The sequence below is a fragment of the Clostridium zeae genome (genome assembly GCF_017312485.1).
Classification (GTDB): Bacteria; Bacillota; Clostridia; order Clostridiales; family Clostridiaceae; genus Clostridium_AR; species Clostridium_AR zeae.
Genome location: NZ_BMBA01000005.1, coordinates 149,456 through 172,062 on the forward strand (window position 1 = coordinate 149,456; position 22,607 = coordinate 172,062).

A 22,607-nucleotide genomic window follows, 5' to 3' on the forward strand; every position below is an offset into this window, starting at 1 on the left:
TAAATAAATTATTTAGTGATTTCATCTATTAATCTAAGCTCTTCTCCAGAGAAATCTAGATTATTTACTACCTGAACATTTTCTATGATTTGAGAAACTTTACTTGCACCTATAAGTGCAGAGGTAACTTTACCATTTCTTAAAACCCAAGCAAGTGACATTTGAGCGAGAGATTGATTTCTGTTTTGGGCTATATCATTAAGTTTCTTTATTTTTTCAACCTTTTCTATAGTTATTGCATCAGAGTTTAGGAACGGAGACGTTGGGTTAGCAGCTCTAGAATCCTGAGGAACTCCATTGATATATTTATTTGTTAATAATCCTTGTGCTAGAGGACAAAATGCTATAGATCCTATGCCTTCTTCTTCTAAAACTTCTTGAAGTCCGTTTTCAATCCATCTATCAAACATTGAATATCTTGGCTGATGAATAAGGCAAGGAGTTCCAAGCTCCTTCAATATCTTAGAAGCTTTTGCTGTTTGTTCTGCACTATAGTTTGATATACCTACATATAAAGCTTTACCTTGTCTAACCACTTGATCTAAGGCCATCATAGTTTCTTCAACAGGAGTATTTGGATCTGGTCTGTGAGAATAGAATATATCTACATAATCTAAATTCATTCTCTTCAAGCTTTGATCTAAACTTGATATTAAATATTTTCTTGATCCCCAGTCACCATAAGGGCCTGCCCACATTCCGTAGCCAGCTTTTGTAGATATAACTAATTCATCTCTATAACCAGAAAGCTCAGAGTGAAGAATTCTTCCAAAGTTCTCTTCAGCAGATCCTGGAGGTGGTCCGTAGTTGTTTGCTAAATCAAAATGTGTTATTCCTAAATCAAAAGATGTAGTTATTAATCTTTTTTGGTTTTCTAAGGTGTCTACGCCACCGAAGTTATGCCATAAACCAAGAGATATTGCAGGTAGCTTTAGACCGCTTTTCCCACATCTATTATATTTCATATTATTGTATCTTGAGCTTGATGGAGTATGTGCCATGAGTTTTCCCCCTTTAATATGAATATTTATAAAAGATAATTTTTCATAAACATGCAAAATGTATTGATAATGTTTACATTATACCATTATACATATACAAAGTATATATTTTACATATGTTAATATAGATTAATGAATTGTATCTAAAAGGCTAATTAATATCGAAGGACATATGCTAAAGATATCTCAATAAAAAATACCCTTCAAGCTTGTTCTGCTGAAAGGTATTTTTTCATTTATAAAGATAATCATATGTTCTATAATAATGCAGTATCAAATACTTGCTTTATTTTTTCTTTTGTAGCAACGCCCTCATGTACCTTTTCTCCGTTAATGTAATAAGTTGGTACATAATAATAATCGTACTGGTTTGCTATATCTGGTTCTAAATTTTCATCAATAGTTTTTATTTCTATATCTGAATATGCTGGATTCTCTTGTTCAAGCTCTTTCATCCAGTTTACTGCTTGCTTGCAGTAAGGACATGATTTCATCATGAAAAATAGTACTGGTCTCATATAATCTCACCACCTTAATAAGTAATTTTTATATATTATACCTCTATATTTAAGTTTTTATCAATATTGTAGTGTGTTATTATTAAAGATGTACATCTATATTAAGGGTAATTACTTATTATATAGTAGTGCTTAGTTTTGTATTTGGGGAGGCAAGGTTATGTCAAAAAGATTTATTGATTTAAGAAGTGATACAGTAACACAGCCAACAGAAGCAATGAGAGAGGCTATGTTCAAAGCAATGGTTGGAGATGATGTATACGGTGATGACCCTACAATAAATGAACTTGAAAAATATGCTGCAGAACTAGTAGGAATGGAAGCAGCATTGTTTGTACCAAGTGGAACCTTTGGTAATCAATTAGCTCTTTTTACTCATTGTAGAAGAGGAGAAGAGGTTATTCTCGGAGAAGATTGCCATATAGTAGCTCATGAAGTTGGAGCAGCAGCTGTTATAGCAGGAGTGCAATTAAGAGCTCTTCCTACAGATGGAGGAAGAATGAATTTAGATAAAATAACAGCTACTATAAGAACTGAAGATATTCATTTTCCAGAAACATCATTAATTTGTGTTGAGAATGCTTATTCCAATGGAGCTGTAGTAGATTTAGACTATATGAGAGAGATAAGTAAAATAGCGAAAGAGGCTAATCTTAAGGTTCATCTAGATGGAGCTAGATTATTTAATGCTGCGTCATTCTTGAAGGTTGAAGCTAGAGAAATAACAAAATATTGTGACTCAGTAATGTTTTGTTTATCTAAAGGTCTTTGTGCACCGGTAGGATCTATGCTAGCAGGTAGCAAGGAATTCATAGATAAGGCTAGAAAAAAGAGAAAATTAATGGGTGGTGGGCTTAGACAAGCTGGTTTCTTAGCAGCAGCAGGTTTAATTGCTTTAAAGGACATGACCAAAAGGCTTAGTGAGGATCATGAGAATGCAGTGTACCTAGCAGATGAACTTGATAAAATTGATGGAGTTAAAGTAGATAGAGATACCTTAGATATAAACATGGTTTTTTTCACTATGGATAAGGTTGAATATATATCAGATAAAATAGTTAAATACTTTAATGATAGTAATATAAAAATAAATGGACAAGAAGGCGGAAAGCTAAGATTTGTTACTCATTACTGGGTTTCAAAAAAAGATATAGATTATACTATAAATACCTTGAAAAATTTTTTGAATAAGTAGCTTCAATTAATAGTCTTTTGAAGCCTATAGGTTACTATATACGATATTTTAATTAAATGTAAAAACAATTATAAATGTAGTATTGGGAATTATGGTAAATATACCTACACATATGAATTTATTATGTGGAAAATATATAAATGAAAGTCTTAATGTTAAAGAATATAACATTAAGGCTTTTTTCTATATTTATAAATTTTAATAGCTTGTTGCAGTAAAGCTTAAATCTCAATAAAACTCTTAAGTATAAGCTTAAATAAAACTGTTAGGGTTACTTTAAATATTAGTAAAGGGTGATGATATTTATGAAAAGAAAGCTAATACCAGTAATATTGATAATGTGTTTAATGTTTTCCTATGAGGCAAGAGCTAAAATAAAAGAACCCGATTATAATATAACAATGAAGCAGGATTTACTAACTCTTATGATGGCATATCCTTCTTATATAACAGGAGTGGAAAAAAGCAATGAAAATGTATATATAGTTATGAAATCTGGTAAAAAGATTGTTTATGACGATAGAAAGCAAAAAACTTTTGAGCAAAAATTAGAAAATCCAGATCTTCAAGATATGCTCGAACAGATTTATCCACTTGAATCAATAGATGGTATTGTAGCAGATAAATTTGATCCTGGAAGAATGAGAGTTTATGAATTATTACACGATGTATATGGGCATAGTAAAGGTGAAATAGAAAAAAATTTAAAGTCAGTGGCAGGAGGAATGCAGTTTAATGGACAAAATAATGCTGCAAGTAATCTAAATACAGTGATAAAATCCCTTAACGAATTAACTAAGTCTAATGGTAAGGCAGCTTCAGATATTTACCCACTCAACGGAACTTATAATTATAGGATAATAGCTGGAACAGGAAGATTAAGTCCTCATGCTTTTGGTATAGCAATAGATCTTAATAGAGATTCAAGAGATTACTGGCAATGGGCTTCTTTAGAGCAAGGAGATAAGAGAATAAAAGGATATACAAAGGACATACCTAAAATATTTGAAGCCAATAATTTTGTATGGGGAGGAAAATGGAGACATTTTGATATACTTCACTACGAGTATAGGCCAGAGATTATAATTAAAGCAAAATATTTTGGTAATAAAGAAGAGAAGTTTGATAACTGGTGGGGCAGAGTACCAGTTAATGATGAAAAAATAAAATCATTTATAGATGTAATAGAAAAAAGTTTATAAATATATTAATATGTTTTGCAATGTATAAAAAGCATCCTCAAGTCTTATGATAAGAACTAAGTACAGAATGATAAATCTATATTTTTAAATCACTTAAATATTAGTGTAAAAGGTGGTTTTATAATGCTAAAGAAAATATTTTATGAGAAACATAGGATTATAAAGATATCCAGTTTGTTTTTGGTTCTTACAATTCTTAGTTCTTGTTTTGGTATAAAGCAAGTTAATGCTGAGCCTATTGCGAACGAAGGTGCTAAGCCAATTACAAAAGAAGAAGCAACTACAATAGTACAGGAGATCTTTAATAATAGGAATAAAGCAATAATAGATGGTAACATGAATTTAGTTAAGGAATTATATGATACAAAAACAAAGTATGGAACTTGGGCTTATGAGTATGAGCAAAAGAAAGATCAATACCTTCACAATTGGCAAGAAAAGCAAGGGGCAAAGTTTGTAGAAATAGTACCAAAGGTTGTTGTAAGAAAAGTAAGAGGTGATCAATCCAAAGCTTCCATTAACTTTATCTGTTCCACTGAATACAAGTATATCTATGACAATGAACCAGATACAATAAACAGTTTTAGAATAGGTACATATCACATAATGAGCTTAGCAAAGTTAGAGGATAAGTGGATTATAAATAAGGAATGGTATAAAGATCCTTTTGGAGATTCTTTGGATTTAGAAAAACTTAAAGTAGACTCTATAAAAACACATATACTTTCTCAGCCTCAAAGAGATTTTTCTACTCTGGATGAGAGAAGAAAAGGTGCTATCGATTATGCATTTAGATATTGTGGAGCAGCAAGTGAAGAAGCTTTTGAATTTAAGTATAACAAGAAATATAGAGATTACAATCCAGAAGGTGGAGATTGTGCAAACTTTGCGTCACAGATACTATATGAAGGTGGAAAGTTTAAAAAGAATGGAGCGTGGGCCTACGATAGTAGTGGTGCAACAAGAGCTTGGTTAAATGCTGATGGGTTTAAAAACTATATGGTTGGAAGCGGAAGAGCCTCGGTTATAGCTTATGGAAGCTATGAAAAGGTATATAAAGCATCTTATAAATTGCTTCCGGGGGATTTTGTTGCATATGAGAAAAAGGGTGATATAAATCATATTTCAGTTGTTACTGGGGCTGACTCTAAAGGGTATGCTTTAGTTACTTGTCACAATAGCGATAGAAACAACGTTCCTTGGGATTTAGGCTGGAGTGATAAAAAGATAAAATACTGGCTTGTAAGGGTTCATTATTAAAATATGTAATAGTAATTAAATTATATAGTGGCTCATTAATAATAGGTTCATTTATTCTCATATAAATGAACCTATTATTATGATGATTCATATAAATGGTATGTAGAATATTTGTTAATCAGAGTTGATTTTATTATGAGGATAGATTTTGAGTATAATAAAAAAACTATAAAATACGTTGAAGGGTATATATTAAAAGGAAGTAACTATAGGGCTAACTATACAAGATTTAAAACTTTATATAGTTCCCCAGCACCTGGAACCGAAACAGTAGAGGTATATAATTTCGAACCAAAGAAGGAAGTAAAAGCATCTGCTATTCTTTTGCATGGACTAGGTAGCCGTAATATAAAGTTTTTACTTTGGATGGGGGCTCACTTGGCCTCTGCAGGGGTCTATTGTTCCATACCAGTGATACCTGGAAATTATACAAGAGTTGAAAATGACTCAGTAAGTGGAAGAAGCTTTCTATATCCTGAGATAAGAGTAATGTATAAGTTTTGGCAGCATGCTGTAGTGGATATTATGAGTACAATTGATTACCTTGATCAAAAGAAAGTGTGGACAAAAAACAATTGTATAATGGGATACTGTCTAGGTGGAATGCTTTCATCAATTGTGGCTTCTTTAGACAAAAGAATAGATCAAGTTATGTTTATGACTACGGGAGGCTACTTTCCTAAGATAATACATCAATCACCAGCAGCGGGCTTTGCAAGAAAGTTATTTAAAGATGATCATAGAGATATACATTATTTATATGATAAGGAAAGATTGTTTGAAACTTATGAGAGGCAATTGCCAAGCGTTAGAGCTATGTCGTTAAATGAGCTGATTAACAATGATGAAATACATCCGCTTTTTAAAATTGATCCGCTATCTTATGCAAGTAATCTGAAAAAAGAAAGAGTAACTATTATAGATGCATTGTTAGACGAAGTTATTCCTATTGGTAGTAGAATGTCGCTTTTTAGAGAAATGAGGGGAGCATCGAGATATATACTGCCTATGACTCATGGCAGCTGGTTACCTTTTGAGATACTATTAGCTCAATATATCCTATATAAAGTAAATATTGCAGATAAAATAAGCTTAAAACAAGTTAAAAAGAAACTAAAGCTTGATAAAGATTTCTTTTTTAATGAAGATTAAAGTTAAATATGAAATTTTGTGGTTAAATTTACTACTTTTTTTCATAAATTGGACACAAATATTTCTTTATAAGTTATAATTAAATAAGAAGTAATAAAATTCATCACAGTTTTGCAGCATATGTATCTTTATATATGCTCGAAAATTTCATAATTAGTGGTATTTTGGCACATGTATAAAGGGTACTAAATGTTTTTAGTGGGGGGATAATCAGTTGAATAGAAAAAAGATATTACAGTTGTTATTAGCTACATCTGCAATAGCATCAACTATTGGATTTACAAATCAATATGTTCATGCGACAGAACAAACTCAGGTTCAAAGAGCTCAAGTTAATTCCGTAAGCTACCATAACATTATGGGAAGCTCAGAGGCAAGCAAAGAACAAATGATAAATTACTTTAAGTCTTTGAATATAAGTAATTATAAGTTATCTATTTCTATAGATGATTTTGTTAACATTGCATACGAAGAAGCTCAAACAGAAGGTGTAAGAGGCGATATAGTAGTAGCTCAGGCTTTTTTAGAGACTGGATACTTTAGATATAATGATGGAAAAGGTATAGTTACTGCAGAAGATAATAATTTTGCAGGGATAGGTGCTGTAGGGACAGATCAAAGCCGCAGTAAGTTCAAGGATGCAAGAGAAGGGCTTAGAGCTCAAGTTCAACATCTAAAAGCTTATGCATCAACAGAACCATTAAAAAATGAAAAAGTAGACCCGAGATTTCAGCTTGTTACAAGAGGTAGTGCGAAGAGTTTGGAAGAACTAGGTGGTAAGTGGGCATATCCAGGATATGATACTACTGCTTATAGTTCTTTTGAACAAGCATTAAATTCTGGAGCTACATATGGTCAAAGAATTTATTCTATTATTGGCAGAGCAATTGGAGTAAATACTACAATAAAGGGTAGTAATAATATTACTGAAATAAAGCAAGCTGGTTCCGAAAAAGGACAAGTTATAAATGTAAGCACTAATCTTCGAATGAGGCAAAGTGCTTCAGCAGATTCTACCGTTATATCATATTTAAATAACGGACAGACCTTTGATATAAAAGGGATAGCAGGTGACTGGTATTACATAAGCATAAATGGAAAACTAGGATATATCCATAAGGATTATGTAAAGGAAACACCAACTACAACTGTTGTAGTATTGCCTCCAGCTTCTACTAGCAATACGCAAGTTACTCAAACTTCAACAGTGCAGCCAACTACAACTCAATCTAGAGGACAAGTTATAAATGTAAGCACAAGTTTGAGGATAAGACAATTAGCTAATATAGGATCGGCTGTAATAGGTTATTTAAATAATGGACAAGCTTTTGATATAAAAGAAAAGAGCGGAGATTGGTATTATATAAAGGTTAATGACAAACTTGGATATGTTCATAAGGATTATGTTAAGGAAATTAGCGCTACAACTGATACAAGTACGCCAGCTAATAATAATCAAAATTCAAGTAATAATACTAATCAATCAAATACAAACCAACAAAATAATCAGCCAACGAATACAAATACTGTAGTAAAGCCTTCTAAAGGACAAGTTATAGATATAAGTACTACTTTAAGAATAAGACAAAGTGCCAATACAAATTCAGCAATTATTGGCTATTTATATAATGGACAAACTATTGATATTAAAGATGTTAGCGGAGATTGGTACTATATACAGGTTGCGAATAGAACTGGTTATGTGAGTAAGCAGTATGTAAAGGTCACAGAAACCTCTAATATAATTACTGGACAAAAGCCAGCAGATTCTCAAAATGCGCCAGTAGTACAACAACCAACAACTCAAGTTCCTACAACACAGCAACCACAAACTCCTCAAGTAACAGTTCAAACTGGTATGGTTTATAATGTTACAACAAATCTTAGATTAAGAAGTAAAGCAAGCAGTGACTCAAGCGTAGTAGCATATATACTTCCTAATCAGACGTTTAAAATATTAAGCAGTTCTGGGGATTGGTTCAACGTAGACTTCAATGGAAAGACTGGATATGTAAGCAAAGCTTATGTTAAGGTAGTATCTGAAACAAGTACATCAGGAAGTGAAACTACAAGTAATGCATTCAAAGAAGTATATAATGTATTAAAGACTCAAATAGGAACTCCTTATATATATGGAGGCTATGGACAAGAAATTACATCAAGCCTTATTGATTTGCTTAAGAAAGCATTTTCTAGCCAGGCTGCTAGCGGAATGTATGATAGCATACCGGCGGAATTTATTAATAAAGGTTACAAAGCTTTTGATTGTTCTGGTCTTATGCAATGGGGATTTAAACAAGCAGGAATTAATATAGGAAGAACTACTTACGATCAAATTAATAATGGTAAAGAAGTAAGTAAAGATGAAGTTAAGCCTGGAGATTTATTATTCTATTCAGATATAAGTCATGTAGGTATGTACGTAGGTGATGGAAAATGGATTGAGGCTCCAAATTCTAAGAGCTTTGTAAGAGTTGTAGATGTACCATGGAATAAGATTGGAAGAGTAAGAAGAGTAATAAACTAACTATATTTTCTAGTTAAGTTTATGTTTAAGTATCATTTTGAAATTAAATGTAATTTTTAAAATAAAAGTTATTCATATTAATTTATGGGTAACTTTTTTGCTTATTATAATAATGTAGGATTTAATTTGTGACAATAGGTAATTACCTGTAAAGCAGCCAATACGTAAATGAATACTAATCTTTTTTTAAGCAACAATATATTATATATTAAAATATTAAAACTTAAAACTTTCTCAGTTAAGATTAGCTTAAACCAATGATTATAGACGTATTAATTAAGATTAATACGTCGAAAAATTAAATTTTTAAAGGAGGATTAGTTATTATGGCTGATAATAGATATAAGGAACATAATATGGTAAAACCTATAGAGAGACACGATACAGCTGCATGGGCTAATATAGCAGAAACTAAAGAAGTTTCTAAGGTTGAAATTCCCAGTGAATTAGATGTTAGAAATGCAAAAAGTTGGGTGGATACAAATCAAAAATAATAATTAAAAAGAGAGAACCTTAGGTTCTCTCTTTTTAATTTTACTGATACAGATACTTTAATTTATTGATTAATAAGTCTGCTCTGCTAGACGTTTATAGGTTTCATAACGTTCTCTAGCATCCTTCTCAGCTAGTTCCCATGCATGCTCAGCGGCATCAGGGAACACAGTCATCAAGGATGTATAACGAACCTCACTATGTAAGAATTCTTTATAAGGTTGTGTTGGTTCTTTAGAATCCAATACAAATGGATTTTTTCCGTCTTCTTTAAGAAGAGGATTATATCTATAAAGATGCCAATAACCTGCTTCTACGGCTTTCTTTTCTTGAGCCATACTTGTTCCCATACCTGTCTTTATACCATGACTTATACATGGTGCATACGCTATTATAAGAGAAGGACCTTTATAAGCTTCAGCTTCAGCTATAGCTTTTATTGTTTGATTCATATTTGCTCCCATAGCAATTTGTGTTACATACACATTGCCATAAGTCATAGCCATAGCACCGAGATCCTTCTTCTTAGATTTCTTTCCACCAGCAGCGAACTTAGCAACTGCGGCAGTTGGCGTAGACTTAGAAGATTGACCTCCTGTATTAGAGTAAATTTCTGTATCCATTACAAATATATTAACATCTTCACCGCTAGAAATTACTTGATCTAGGCCGCCATAACCTATATCATAAGCCCAGCCATCTCCACCTATGAACCAGTGAGATTTTTTAACTAGGTAGTCTTTTTTATCTAAAATCTCTTTAAGTGCTGGGTCGTTATTAAAGTCTTCTGATTGTATTGCAGCTAGAACCTTTTCTGAAACTTCCCTAGACTTATCACCATCTTCCATTGCTTCTAACCAAGCATTGAAAGTAGATTTAACATTTTCACTTTTACCGCTCTTTAAGTACTCATCCATAAGCTGAGCTATTCTAGCTCTCATTTGTTTTACAGCTAAGTACATACCGAAACCATATTCAGCATTGTTTTCAAATAAAGAGTTACCCCAAGATGGACCTTTTCCCAAAGCATTTGTTGTATAAGGCATTGCTGGAGCACTTCCACCCCAAATTGATGAGCATCCTGTAGCGTTGGCTATCATCATTCTGTCACCAAATAATTGAGTTAAAAGTCTTATATATGGAGTTTCTCCGCAACCTGGGCATGCACCATGGAACTCTAATAGTGGTTTTACAAATTGGCTACCCTTTACAGTCTTTTTATCCATTAAATTATCTTTATTAGTAACTGACAAAGAGAATTCCCAGTTTTCAGCTTGTAACTGGATTTGTTCATCAGCAGGCTTCATAATTAATGCTTTTCCTGGTGCAGGACAGATATCTGCACAGTTTCCGCAGCCAGTGCAATCAAGAGGACTTACCTGTATACGGAATTCTAAGTTTTCGAGCCCTTTTCCTACAGCCTTCTTGGTTTCAAAGGTATCTAAAGCTTTCGATTTTTCATTTTGGTCTAAAAGACTAGCTCTTATTACAGCATGAGGACATACGTAAGCACATTGATTACATTGGATACATTTATCTATCTGCCATTCAGGAATGACAACTGCTATACCACGTTTTTCGTATGCAGTAGTTCCAACAGGGAAAGTTCCATCTTCCATACCGCTAAACGCACTTACAGGAAGCGCGTCACCTTCATTTCTAGCCATTGGTCTTTGAAGGTTCTTAACAAAAGCAGGTTCTTCTTTTATAGATCCTAATTCATCAGTAGCTGTCTTCCAAGAATCAGGAACATCAACTTTATTGAGAGCTCCGATACCTTGATCGATAGCAGCTTGATTCATTTTTACTATTTTTTCACCTTTTTTGCCATAGGTTTTTTCAACGGATTTCTTTAGCAAGTCAACAGCTTGTTCTACAGGAATCACATTAGCTAGTTTGAAGAAAGCAGACTGCATTATCATATTTATTCTTCCGCCTAGACCTATAGATTGAGCAATAGCTATTGCATCTATGACATAGAAGTTTATGTTATTTTCAGCTATATATTTCTTTAAAGAAGCAGGTAATCTTTTCTCTAATTCTTCGCCAGTCCATGGACAATTAAGTACGAAGGAACCATTCTTCTTTAACCCTTTTAGTACATCAAAATTATATATAAATGATTTATTGTGGCATGCAATATAGTCAGCATTGTATATAAGATATGGAGATTTGATTCTTTGTTTTCCAAATCTTAAATGAGATATAGTACTTCCTCCAGATTTTTTACTATCATAGGAAAAATATGCTTGAGCAAATAAATCAGTATTATCTCCAATAATCTTTACAGCAGTTTTATTAGCGCCTACAGTACCATCAGATCCTAATCCCCAGAACTTACAGCTAATAGTCCCTTCTGGTGTAGTGTCTATGAGATCTTCTTCTGGAAGAGAAGTGTTTGTAACATCATCAACTATACCAATAGTAAATCCATTTTTAGGCTCATTTTGCTTTAGATTATTGAATACTGCTATTATTTGAGATGGTGTAGTATCTTTTGAAGCTAATCCATATCTACCACCAACTATAGTAGGTTTCATAGCATTGTTATAGAATACATTACATACATCAAGATATAAAGGTTCACCTGGAGCACCAGGTTCTTTAGTTCTATCTAAAACTGAAATTTTCTTCACAGTCTTAGGAACAGCATTCATAAAATAATTTTGACAGAATGGTCTATAAAGATGAACTTTTACAACCCCGACCTTTTCACCTTTTCCTTTAAGATAGTCAATTGTTTCTTCAATAGTATCGCAAACTGATCCCATAGCAACTATTATATTTTCTGCATTAGGGTCTCCATAGTAATCAAATGGATGATAAGCTCTTCCTGTAATTTTTTCTATTTCTCTCATATAGTTTTCTACTATATCAGGAACTTGTTCGTAAAATTTATTTGCAGCTTCTCTTTCTTGGAAATATATATCTGGGTTCTGAGCAGTTCCTCTTATTGTTGGATGCTCAGGATTAAGAGCTCTAGCTCTAAATTGTTTTATCGCATCGTAATCAACTAGTTTTGCAACATCCTCATAAGCTATTGGCTCTATTTTTTGATATTCATGAGATGTTCTAAAACCATCAAAAAAGTGCAAGAATGGAATTCTGCTTTTAATTGATGCTAGATGTGATACATTTGTCAAGTCCATTACTTCTTGAACATTCGAAGATGCCAGTAGAGCAACACCTGTTTGTCTAGTAGCCATTACGTCTTGGTGATCACCAAATATGGATAGCGCATGGGTAGCTATAGCTCTAGCTGTTACATGAAATACTCCAGGTAATAATTCACCAGCTACTTTATAAAGTACAGGTATCATTAGAAGTAATCCTTGAGAAGCTGTATATGTAGTAGTTAAAGCTCCGGAAGCTAAGGAACCATGTACTGCCCCAGCAGCTCCAGCTTCTGATTGCATTTCTACTACTCTAACTGGCTGACCAAATATATTCTTTTTTCCATGAGCAGCCCATTCATCAACTCCTTCTGCCATAGGTGTAGAAGGTGTTATTGGATATATAGCTGCAACGTCTGTAAAAGCATAAGATGCTTCAGCAGCAGCTTGATTTCCATCCATTGTTTTCATAACTTTAGTCACAGAAAGTACCTCCTTTTAATATCGATCTGAATATGCGTACTTTCATAGTATCTACTAGTTATTACTAATAAATGCATAAAAAATAAAGAAAATAGCATGAAATATCTAAATTTTATGATTTACTAGATATTAAAAAAAGAGTGTTATGAATTTATATTCCATACAACACTCTTAGATTAATATACTTTTTTATATTTTAAATTTTTGAACCATATTATTAAGGTTTTGAACTAATATTGCTTGGTTTTGAACTGCAGTTGATACATCGTCAATTGATTCAGTAACTTCAGTAATGCTACTAAGTATCTCTTCAGAGCTTGCAGCGGATTCTTCTGCTGTAGCTGAAAGGTTTTGTATTGATTCACTCACTTGATCCATAACAGTATTCATTTGTTTTGAGGAGGAAGCAATCTCTTCAGACATATCATTTACAAAAGCTGCATCTTTTTCATATTGGATACCAGTGCTCATTAGAAATTCATAAGTTGGCTTTACTACATCGTTCATGTAATCTAGCATACCTGATCCTGTTTCGGAAAGCTTACTGAAGGCTGATTGTACTTGATTAACCATAGTTTGTATACTAACTACAGCTTGTGAAGATTGTTCTGCTAATTTTCTCACCTCATCTGCAACCACTGCAAAGCCTTTGCCTTGCTCTCCGGCTCTTGCAGCTTCTATGGCAGCATTAAGCGCTAATAGGTTAGTTTGTTCTGCGATTGCTCCGATGGAATCAGCTGCAATTTTAACTTTTTCAACTACTTTGCCTTCTTCAATAGCTGAGAGTAGTCCTGATTTTTTTTCTTCATAGATTTTTGCACTCTCTGTAATGTTTTTTGAAGCAGTTTCTTTAATTGAAATAGCTCTTTTATCGATTTCTCTAACTGATTTTAGGGAACCTTCAGCTCTATTTGCTAATTCATTTGTAGTGGCAGTCACTTCTTCAGAAGAAGAGCTTACAGTCTCAAATACTATGCTGAGATTTTGAGCTCCTTTAGCGATTTCATCAGTAGATTGGCTTATGGATTGCATTACTGCGGAAATTTCTTCAGTTGAAGCAGCCAGTTCTTCACTAGATGCACTTAAGGTCTCTGAATCACTAATAACCTTAGAAATTAATTCTTTAACATTGTTGTTAGCTTTATTTAATTCACTTGCAAGATTTCCAAATTCATCTTTACTATCGATTGTCATAGTATGAGATAAGTCTCCTTCGCCTAAATAGTGTGCGAAATTTAATATTTTCTTTATTTGGCGGGAGATTTTAAGTGTTAAAGTTGTCGAAAGTATGATGGCAATTATTATAGCTGCGACTGAAATAGATACTACAGTTACTAAAGAATTTTTATATATAGTATTATTATTAGTTTCTTTAATCACTGCACTTTTATCTACATCGCTTACTAACTTTTCTATAGAAGCTGTAAGTTTATTTCTAATATCAGCAGAGCTTGTACTAAGTATAGCTGCTTCATCATATTTTCCTTGTGATACAAGAGCTATTATATTATCAGAAGCTGTTCTATAATCCGACAATTCACTCTTTAATGTTGAAAACTCGTCCTTTTCATCAGCAGTTAAAGCAGTTTTTGAAAATTCATCAAAGATTTTATTGTTTTCTTGTCTATATGAAGCCACAGTCTCTTGTGTTGAAGCAACTTTTGATTTGTCTTTTGATTCAACTAAGTTAATTATGCTTAGCCTAATATGCATTGTATTGGCATTAGCGGTTTCTAGATTTTTCAAAGTTTGAAACTCTTCATTATATATTGAACTAGATGCTTGATTTATTTTATTCAAGTTTATTTGACTAATTAAGGTTATAGCTACCATAAATACAATAACTATTGAAAAGCCTGAAATGAGTCTACTTTTAACAGATAGATTATTGAATAATTTCATAATTTAATCTCCGATCATTTTTTATTTAATATTTTATCAATGTTACTACTAATTTCAATTTAACTAATTAAGCCATTCTATTTTGGTGTTATCCCTACAAAATCATTGATTTAACTATAATGTTATAATCTACTAAGGCTTTATTATGACTTATAATAAGTATATTAGGATATTAAATAAAAGACAATAGTAATTAATAATAATTATCGATTATATGAAATGTAAATAATGGGATGTTATATCTTTATTCATTTACATGGCAGTGAGTGGAATTGTTAGTAGTAAATATGCGTATAAGGTGAGTTTTTAAAACATTAATAATTGAATAAATATAAATCAGAGACTAATAATATTTATTCAAATTTACTCATAAAAAAATCTCCTTTGGATAATTCCAAAAGAGATTTTTTATAGACATATGGTTTATTTTAAGTAAACATAAGGATCGGAAGGCTTTTGGATAGTTTGAAAACTATCAGCTACAACAACTGGTGTTACAGTTTTCTGACCATCTTGAACTTGATCCTTTTCGGAAATTTTACCAATCACTGTAACCCATTGTCCTTCCTTAAGGTCAACACTTCTATCACGTATTCTTCCTATAGGTCCAACAATTTGTGAATCAGCTATGCAGCAACTCATATATAATCTTGAAATTACAAATTCGTTAGTATCTAGGCCCTGCTCTTTGTGTATAAATCCACTTATTGTAACCTGTCTACCTTTGTATTCAGATACATGTTGAAACATATCTGACAATGAAGCTACATAGTTTTCGGTAGTTATATTAATCGGAAGCTTCTTTGCTCTTTCTTCTGCAGTAAGCTCTCCAGAGACATTGGCTAGCTTATTTATTGCCTTTACGCCTTTATTATCAACTATAGTGGTATCAATACCTGCTTTGCTTGCACCATAACCTACAATAATAGTGAATAAGAATAGAAGATGAACCTTACTAGACTTCTTATAAGTAGCTATTGTAAAAGATTTTTTAAACTGATAAAGAGTCAAAACTACCAATGCTATTTGAAACATATTTACATAAAATATTAGTTTAGGAGTTATAAATAATTTTATGTTGCCAGTAGAATTAAGGTTATAAAGAAATAATGATAGTAGGAATAAGGTTATAAATTTTACAAATTCATTAAAATTAAATCTTTTCATGTTAAATCACCTTCATTATTTCTATAAAGTTAACTAAATAACCTAATATGGAGCAAATAATAACAATACATATAATCAATGTAATTACATACTTTCTTTTAAAGCCTCCAACTAGCATCAAGGTATTCTTTATATCGAGCATAGGTCCAAATATCAAGAAAGCTATTATAGAACCAGTAGTAAATTGACCTACAAATGTAGAGCCAATAAATGCATCTGCTTCGGAACAGATTGAAAGAATAAAAGCTAGTCCTATCATAGCGAGTACAGAAATATATGGATTTCTAGCTAATACATTTATACTTTCTCTTGATACTAGAACTTGGAATACTGCAGATAAAATTGCTCCGAAAATTAGAAATTTACTTATATCGAAAAATTCTGAGATAACATTATCAAGCAATGAAGATAGTTTTGATTTGTTTTTAGATGCAGTATGAGATTCACCGCATCCACAAAGATCATCAGTATCATCATAAATATCTTCTCTAAGCAAATCTGAGTTATTTCTCTCTAGTATACTTATAATAGAGCCTATTGCTATGGCTGCGACAATTCCTGCAATGCTTCTAATAAATAATATAGATATTCTATGATTAAAAGCATAATATGTAGACATTAGTACTACTGGATTGATAATAGGGGTAGCTAGCATAAAGGTTGTAGCAACTCCAACTGGTACCCCTTTTTTTATAAGTCGTCTTGCTATAGGAATAATAGCACACTCACATATTGGGAAAAATATTCCGATTACAGATGCAGATAATAAAGCCAAAAATTTATTTTTAGGTAAAATTCTAGCTATAGTTTTTTCAGATACATAAAGTTGTATGAAAGATGATATAAGAGAACCTATAAATATAAATGGCATTGCCTCTAGAATTATACTTATAAAAATCGCAGAAAAGTTTTTTAAGGTCCGTCCATTTAAGGCTATCTTAAATTTTAACATTAATAATATTATCAATATTATCAATGGAATAAATGCTAATTTTGATAATTGGTTTATATAATTTTTCTTAGAAGTTTCTCTATATTCCATTGTAAACACCGCTTTCTATAGATGTACCAATTCGACCAGAAATCTATTTTCAAAACTCTTCTGGATTTTGAGAGGAGAATTTGAAAATATAAATTTTAATACGAAATGATACATTTATTATCATCGAAGTAAATTATATTTTAGATAAAATTGTTTTTAGAGAGATTCTTAAAAATTTAAGAAAACCTCCATCTAAGATGGCCATGTACTGTAATTCTTTTTCTAGGGAGTCCATTTTATCTATATCAGCGATAAATGTATCTCTATTTAGTTTATTAATATTAGATTTTATCTCTTTGAGCTTGTCCTTAGTAATATTAGTACAATTATTTAGTATTATTAGATTACTGTGGTATATGCACGGAAGAATAAGTCCGGGCATATTAGATAAAAACATACTGTATGTATTAATATCAGATATATAGAAGACTGAACTAATCTTACAAGTATTAGTTAATTCCTGGGAAATGATATCAACTAATTCGATAAGATCTTTGGTACCATTGTATTCTATTATTATCCTATGAGGTTTATATTTATCTATCATGGAATTAATATAGTTTGAATTCAGCTTTAATTGTGGATCATACTGCTCTAAGACTATGTTCTTACTGTTTATAATGCTATCTTCCATTTGGCTTATACCTTGTTCATTTTGAATGATTAGCACTTTTTCCATGAAAAGAAAAGTATTCTTTATAAGTGTATTTATAAAATATGTTTTACCAGAGCCTATAAAGCCAGTAACTATTTCAATATCTATTTTAGTTTGCATAGTGTAATCACGCCTTTAAATTTTTGTATAAGTTAATAATACATTATTATAGTACACCAATATAATAATAAGTTACATAATAATTAATTTCTAATTGTGGCACATCTTTAGATATATCACTTCATAATGGAATTATCTTTTTGAAACCAAGCTTTATTTATCTTAAAAAAATTAAGTATTAATTATAGGGCTCCAACTACAATTATTAGTTTATACTTGTGCAAAGGTTGATGGATATTCAAACTTTGCAAAAATACAAACCTGATTTTGTAGGGGAACCCTAAAATATATACCTAACTATAAATCATATAATAAAGGTTAATCTTCAAACAGTTTCTTTATCTCGCTTGAATTAAGTTGGTTTCCGATAACACAGACTCTGCCTGAGTAATCTGGTAGGGAAGGTCTTATCTCAAATTCTCCTGGTACATAGTCAAATTCTAACCATTTGCTGCTGGAGGATTCTATTATTCCTTTTGCTCTTAGAATTGTTCCATATACTTTTTTATCATTTAATCGGGTTAGTATGGATTCTAAAGTGTTTTTTGTGAATACTTTAGGTGTTTCTATGCCTATAGTCTTAAAGGTATCTCCAGTAGATTTTGTTGTTGAACCTTTAAGCGAAACTTTGGCAGAACTATTTTTTAGCAGATTTACCTTCTCAATAAGCTGCTTTTGAGCATCACCTTCAGCAATATTTATTATATCTTCAGCTTTTAAATTATCCCATGGAGTTGTTATTATATTTGCGCTTTTATTTAATTCTCTAATCTTTGATATAGTTTGTACTATCATATCTTTAGTCACATTTTGAGTTCTACTCAATATTATAGTTTTAGCATTTATTATTTGATTTTTATAAAAATCATCAAAATTTAATACGTACATATCATATTTTGTTATATCTATTACTGTCATTATCATATTTATAGAAACCTTATCCTTTAGATTAGGTTCTTTAAATACAGATAATATTTCTGAGAGCTTTGCTACTCCAGAAGGTTCAATTATAATCCTTTCAGGATTATATTTACTAATTACTTCATTAATTCCTTCGGTAAAATCCCCGTAAACACTACAACATATGCAACCTGCATTTATTTCCTTAACATCTATTTTAGTAGTTTTTAAAAAACTGCTATCAATGCCTATTTCTCCAAATTCATTTTCTATTATTGCAATCTTATCATTCTTTAGTTGTTCACTTATAAGCTTTTTTATAAGCATAGTCTTTCCTGCACCTAAAAAACCAGAAAATAAATCTACTTTTACCTTCAAAGAAATCCCTTCTTTCTAAATATTCTACTTTTACATTCTAAACCTATGAAAAAATTAAATCAATGCAAATGATTTGCATTGTATACTATATACAAAAATTTAACAAATTATGATTATCAATATTTATAGACTTTATTGATAATTATATGAAAAAAATATGATGATAATGTTTCATACAGTTAAAAAGTAACTATTGATTTATTAGGTAGAAAAAGTCTGCTATCAACACTGGATATTGATAGCAGACTTTTCTTTTATGATGAAGTGTTGCTTGATGTAGAATTTTGAACTGTAGTGATAAGTGAAGACATTGCATCATTTAGTTGTTTTAGTAAATCGGTTCTCTTATTTTGAATTGATATAATATTATTAAGTTCACCTTCGATAGGATCATAGTTCTTACTTTTGAAGTCATCTTTTATAGTCTTAAATGAAGTTTTTATAGTTCCTGATGTAGATGAAAGTGAAGAAAGTTGAGTTTTTATAGAATCTAGTTGAGATTCTATTTTGCTTAAATTTTCACTAGTAATCTGGCCTTTATTACCTTTTATACCCTTTAATAAAGTTTTTACCTGTTCCTTTTTTGAAAGTATCTCTTTTCTTAAAGCTTGATTAGTTTCGTGATTTTGTTTGATGATATCTTTCTTTGAGGAGATTAAAGTCTTATACTCTTTTCTTTTTTCAATGTTTGATATTACTTGAGCTTTCTTTTCTACAAGATTTTTTAATTTACCAGTAGAAGCATTTAACTCATCTGCCCTTACTAGGGTTGAAGGTACTAATATTGATAATGCTATTAATGAAGATACTATTTTTAATTTTAAATTTTTCATTTTTATAATCCCCCTTAATTCATGGTGTTTACTAAATTTTCGGTTTCATTTATATCATTTTTGTCATCTAACTCGTTCATTACACTATCAAGCTTATTCATAGAGCTATCTATCTTTTGTGCTATATCACTACTACTATCTGCCTTCGTCTTAGAATCAGTTGAGCTAGAAGAATTGGACTTAGTTGTATTTGATTCTTTATCTTTAGTTATATCTGATTTATTTGTACCATTAGCAGAGTTTATTGGCTTATTACGGGCACATCCTATAAAAAGTGATGCTGATAACATAATAATTAGAATGAAATGAAATTTTTTCAATTTGAAACCTCCTATGTAACTTTAAGTTTTAACTGTATGATTAGAGTATAACATTTGATATTAGGATAAGTCTCTGAAACTTTGTGGCAAAACTGTGGCAAGATTACTTAGTGGATAAAGAATCAAATGCACTATGATATAATCAAAATAAAAATTTATATAAAGATTTATAACTTGAGTATATAAATGAAGAGGTGATTCAAGAATGGCAGAGAAGCTAATATATATTGCTGATGATGAGGTCAAAATACAAGATTTGATAAAGATGTTTTTAAAAAAAGATGGGTATGCTGTAGAAACTTTTTCTGACGGAAGTTCCTTGCTTGAGCAATTCATGAAAAAGACTCCGGATATGGTCATATTAGATATAATGATGCCTGGTATGGATGGTCTTGAAGTTTGCTCAAAGATAAGATCGAATAGTAATATCCCAATTATAATAATTTCGGCAAAAGATAGTGAATCAGATAAAATTGCAGGACTTATGATCGGTAGTGATGATTATATGACGAAACCATTTAGTCCAGTGGAACTTGTGCTTAGAGTAAAAAGTATATTCAGAAGAATGGAATTTGATAAAAGTAATTTTAGTACTGATATAATTCGTGTAGGTGATATAAATATTTACTTAGATAGAAGATATGTTGAGTGTAATGGCAATGAAATAAAACTAACACCAATGGAGTTTAACTTGATAGGATATCTTTGTAAAAATGCTAATAAAGGAATAAGCAGAGAGGAATTATTAAACAAGGTTTGGGGGTTTGACAGTGAAGTGGATACAAGAGCCACAGATGATATGATAAAAAGAATACGTAAAAAATTAGCTAATGCAAATTCAAATTTAAGAATAGAAACCCTTTGGGGATATGGATTTATATTAAAAATAGCTGAATAGAGGTGTTTATGTGGGTAAATCAAAGAAGTCTATAAATAAAAGTATCTTCACTTCTCATATAATAACAATATTAATATTTATGATACTAACAGCTATTATATTTGATTTAGCTTTAAGAATTTATGTGAGAAGAGAAACAAGAAATCAAATTCTTACAACAGGAGAGATATTACAAAAATCAATAAATCAAAATTCAACTAATTTAGGTTTAGATCAATTGCAGAATTTACAAGTAAATGATAGAGGTAATTCAAAACTAAACTCAATTCTAAAAAGAACCAACTCTATCTTAGATATTAAATTTATAGTTATTAATGAAGAGAAAAATATAATATATCCTAATGAAAATATTAATCAAGAAGAGAAAATTACTTCAAATGAGCTAATTAATAAAATAAAAAAAAATCAAGTATCTAATATTGGTAGAAGTGTAGTGTTTAACTTGAATATTCGTGGTAATAAATATCAGGTTGTATCATATCCTATTAAGCTACAAAATAATAGCTGTTATCTAATTGTATATTCGGATTTGACTAAGAGTGATGAAGTGACAAAAAAAGTGAATCTTTTACTTTTTTCTATACTTATAATAATGGCTATAATCTCATTAAGTATATCAACAAAATTGGCTAAAAGGATTAGTAATCCAATTTATGATGTGATAAAGTATGCAAAGAATATTGCGGAAAGAAACTACACAGTAAAAGAGTTCAATTTTGAGCATGAGGAGCTTACAGAGCTATCAAATACTATGAGTTTTATGGCTGCAAAACTTTCTTCTTATGATAGTACTATGAAAACTTTCATGCAGAATGCATCTCATGAACTTAGAACACCTTTGATGTCGATACAAGGATATGCAGAAGGTATTAGATTAGATGTTGTAGAGGATAAAGACAAAGCTATAGAGATAATAATAGAAGAAAGCAAGAGACTATCTACTCTAGTTGAAGATCTATTGTATTTATCAAAGATAGATGCAATGCAGGATGATTTTAGTCTAGAGAAGGTAGATGTGAAAGAATTAATAAGTAGTTCTATTGATAGGATTAAAGGTATTACTATAAAAAATGAAAGAGAAATATTATTTAGACATGACGATGAGGAGCTGTTTTTATATTGTGATGAAGAGAAGTTAATGAGAGCAATCATTAATATATTAGCTAATTGCATTAGATACTCCAATAAGATAATAGATATCTCTTTAAAAAAGCAAGATGAAGCTGTAGTTATAGATATAAATGATGATGGTTCAGGTTTTGATATGGAAGATAAGGAGCATATATTTGATAGGTTTTTTAAAGGAAAAGGTGGGAATTATGGATTAGGGTTAGCGATCACAAAGACAATTGTACAGAAACATAATGGTATAATAACTGCTGATAATAATATAAGCGGAGGAGCAAACTTTAATATAATATTGCCACTGCAAAAAAGAAATACATAATT

18 protein-coding genes are annotated in these 22,607 nt (G+C 31.0%); 8 read left to right on the forward strand and 10 right to left on the reverse strand.

Going from position 1 to position 22,607, the window contains the following annotated elements; translation table 11 throughout:
• Positions 1–8: 8 nt before the first annotated feature.
• Positions 9–1,001 (reverse strand): L-glyceraldehyde 3-phosphate reductase, encoded by a 993-nt coding sequence (mgrA, locus tag J3477_RS19905; RefSeq protein WP_206871709.1) that lies wholly within the window; start codon positions 999–1,001, stop codon positions 9–11.
• 257 nt (positions 1,002–1,258) lie between these two features.
• A complete protein-coding gene (locus J3477_RS19910) occupies positions 1,259–1,519 on the reverse strand; it encodes a thioredoxin family protein (RefSeq protein ID WP_206871710.1) in 261 nt (86 codons plus the stop codon).
• A gap of 160 nt (positions 1,520–1,679) precedes the next feature.
• Between J3477_RS19910 and ltaE the strand changes: the two genes are divergently transcribed.
• From ltaE to J3477_RS19940, 6 genes are all read left to right on the forward strand, one after another.
• Positions 1,680–2,714, forward strand: coding sequence for a low-specificity L-threonine aldolase (gene ltaE, locus J3477_RS19915; protein WP_206871712.1), 1,035 nt, complete (start codon positions 1,680–1,682; stop codon positions 2,712–2,714).
• 305 nt (positions 2,715–3,019) lie between these two features.
• The gene (locus tag J3477_RS19920) at positions 3,020–3,916 is read left to right on the forward strand and encodes a M15 family metallopeptidase (RefSeq protein WP_206871713.1); all 897 of its coding nucleotides are present in this window, start codon (positions 3,020–3,022) and stop codon (positions 3,914–3,916) included.
• Positions 3,917–4,039: 123 nt separating this feature from the next.
• Positions 4,040–5,176, forward strand: coding sequence for an amidase domain-containing protein (locus tag J3477_RS19925; RefSeq protein ID WP_206871715.1), 1,137 nt, complete (start codon positions 4,040–4,042; stop codon positions 5,174–5,176).
• 135 nt (positions 5,177–5,311) lie between these two features.
• The gene (locus J3477_RS19930) at positions 5,312–6,328 is read left to right on the forward strand and encodes a dienelactone hydrolase family protein (RefSeq protein ID WP_206871717.1); all 1,017 of its coding nucleotides are present in this window, start codon (positions 5,312–5,314) and stop codon (positions 6,326–6,328) included.
• Between the two features lie 214 nt (positions 6,329–6,542).
• Positions 6,543–8,855 carry an SH3 domain-containing protein gene (locus J3477_RS19935; RefSeq protein WP_206871719.1) on the forward strand — a complete coding sequence of 771 codons (2,313 nt, stop codon included), beginning with the start codon at positions 6,543–6,545 and terminating at the stop codon, positions 8,853–8,855.
• A 326-nt stretch (positions 8,856–9,181) separates the two neighbouring features.
• The gene (locus J3477_RS19940) at positions 9,182–9,349 is read left to right on the forward strand and encodes a CDIF630_02480 family spore surface protein (RefSeq protein WP_206871721.1); all 168 of its coding nucleotides are present in this window, start codon (positions 9,182–9,184) and stop codon (positions 9,347–9,349) included.
• A 69-nt stretch (positions 9,350–9,418) separates the two neighbouring features.
• Here the strand turns inward: J3477_RS19940 and nifJ are convergent, their stop codons facing one another.
• From nifJ to J3477_RS19980, 8 genes are all read right to left on the reverse strand, one after another.
• Positions 9,419–12,943 carry a pyruvate:ferredoxin (flavodoxin) oxidoreductase gene (gene nifJ, locus J3477_RS19945; protein WP_206871723.1) on the reverse strand — a complete coding sequence of 1,175 codons (3,525 nt, stop codon included), beginning with the start codon at positions 12,941–12,943 and terminating at the stop codon, positions 9,419–9,421.
• 189 nt (positions 12,944–13,132) lie between these two features.
• Positions 13,133–14,845 (reverse strand): methyl-accepting chemotaxis protein, encoded by a 1,713-nt coding sequence (locus J3477_RS19950; protein WP_206871725.1) that lies wholly within the window; start codon positions 14,843–14,845, stop codon positions 13,133–13,135.
• 423 nt (positions 14,846–15,268) lie between these two features.
• Positions 15,269–16,012 carry a TIGR03943 family putative permease subunit gene (locus J3477_RS19955; RefSeq protein ID WP_206871727.1) on the reverse strand — a complete coding sequence of 248 codons (744 nt, stop codon included), beginning with the start codon at positions 16,010–16,012 and terminating at the stop codon, positions 15,269–15,271.
• Position 16,013: 1 nt separating this feature from the next.
• Entirely contained in the window at positions 16,014–17,054 is a 1,041-nt protein-coding gene (locus tag J3477_RS19960; RefSeq protein WP_206871729.1) for a permease, read from the reverse strand.
• A 133-nt stretch (positions 17,055–17,187) separates the two neighbouring features.
• Positions 17,188–17,829, reverse strand: a complete 642-nt coding sequence (locus tag J3477_RS19965; RefSeq protein WP_206871731.1) for a GTP-binding protein — start codon at positions 17,827–17,829, stop codon at positions 17,188–17,190.
• 318 nt (positions 17,830–18,147) lie between these two features.
• Positions 18,148–19,107: a CobW family GTP-binding protein gene (locus J3477_RS19970; protein WP_206871733.1), complete on the reverse strand. Its 960-nt coding sequence runs from the start codon at positions 19,105–19,107 to the stop codon at positions 18,148–18,150.
• Positions 19,108–19,361: 254 nt separating this feature from the next.
• The gene (locus J3477_RS19975; protein WP_206871735.1) at positions 19,362–19,940 is read right to left on the reverse strand and encodes a hypothetical protein; all 579 of its coding nucleotides are present in this window, start codon (positions 19,938–19,940) and stop codon (positions 19,362–19,364) included.
• Between the two features lie 14 nt (positions 19,941–19,954).
• Complete coding sequence (locus J3477_RS19980; protein ID WP_206871737.1) at positions 19,955–20,260, reverse strand: hypothetical protein; 306 nt, start codon at positions 20,258–20,260, stop codon at positions 19,955–19,957.
• A 205-nt stretch (positions 20,261–20,465) separates the two neighbouring features.
• Between J3477_RS19980 and J3477_RS19985 the strand changes: the two genes are divergently transcribed.
• Both J3477_RS19985 and J3477_RS19990 read left to right on the forward strand, forming a co-directional pair.
• Positions 20,466–21,158, forward strand: coding sequence for a response regulator transcription factor (locus J3477_RS19985; RefSeq protein WP_206871739.1), 693 nt, complete (start codon positions 20,466–20,468; stop codon positions 21,156–21,158).
• 10 nt (positions 21,159–21,168) lie between these two features.
• Positions 21,169–22,605 carry a sensor histidine kinase gene (locus tag J3477_RS19990; protein ID WP_206871741.1) on the forward strand — a complete coding sequence of 479 codons (1,437 nt, stop codon included), beginning with the start codon at positions 21,169–21,171 and terminating at the stop codon, positions 22,603–22,605.
• Positions 22,606–22,607 lie beyond the last annotated feature (2 nt).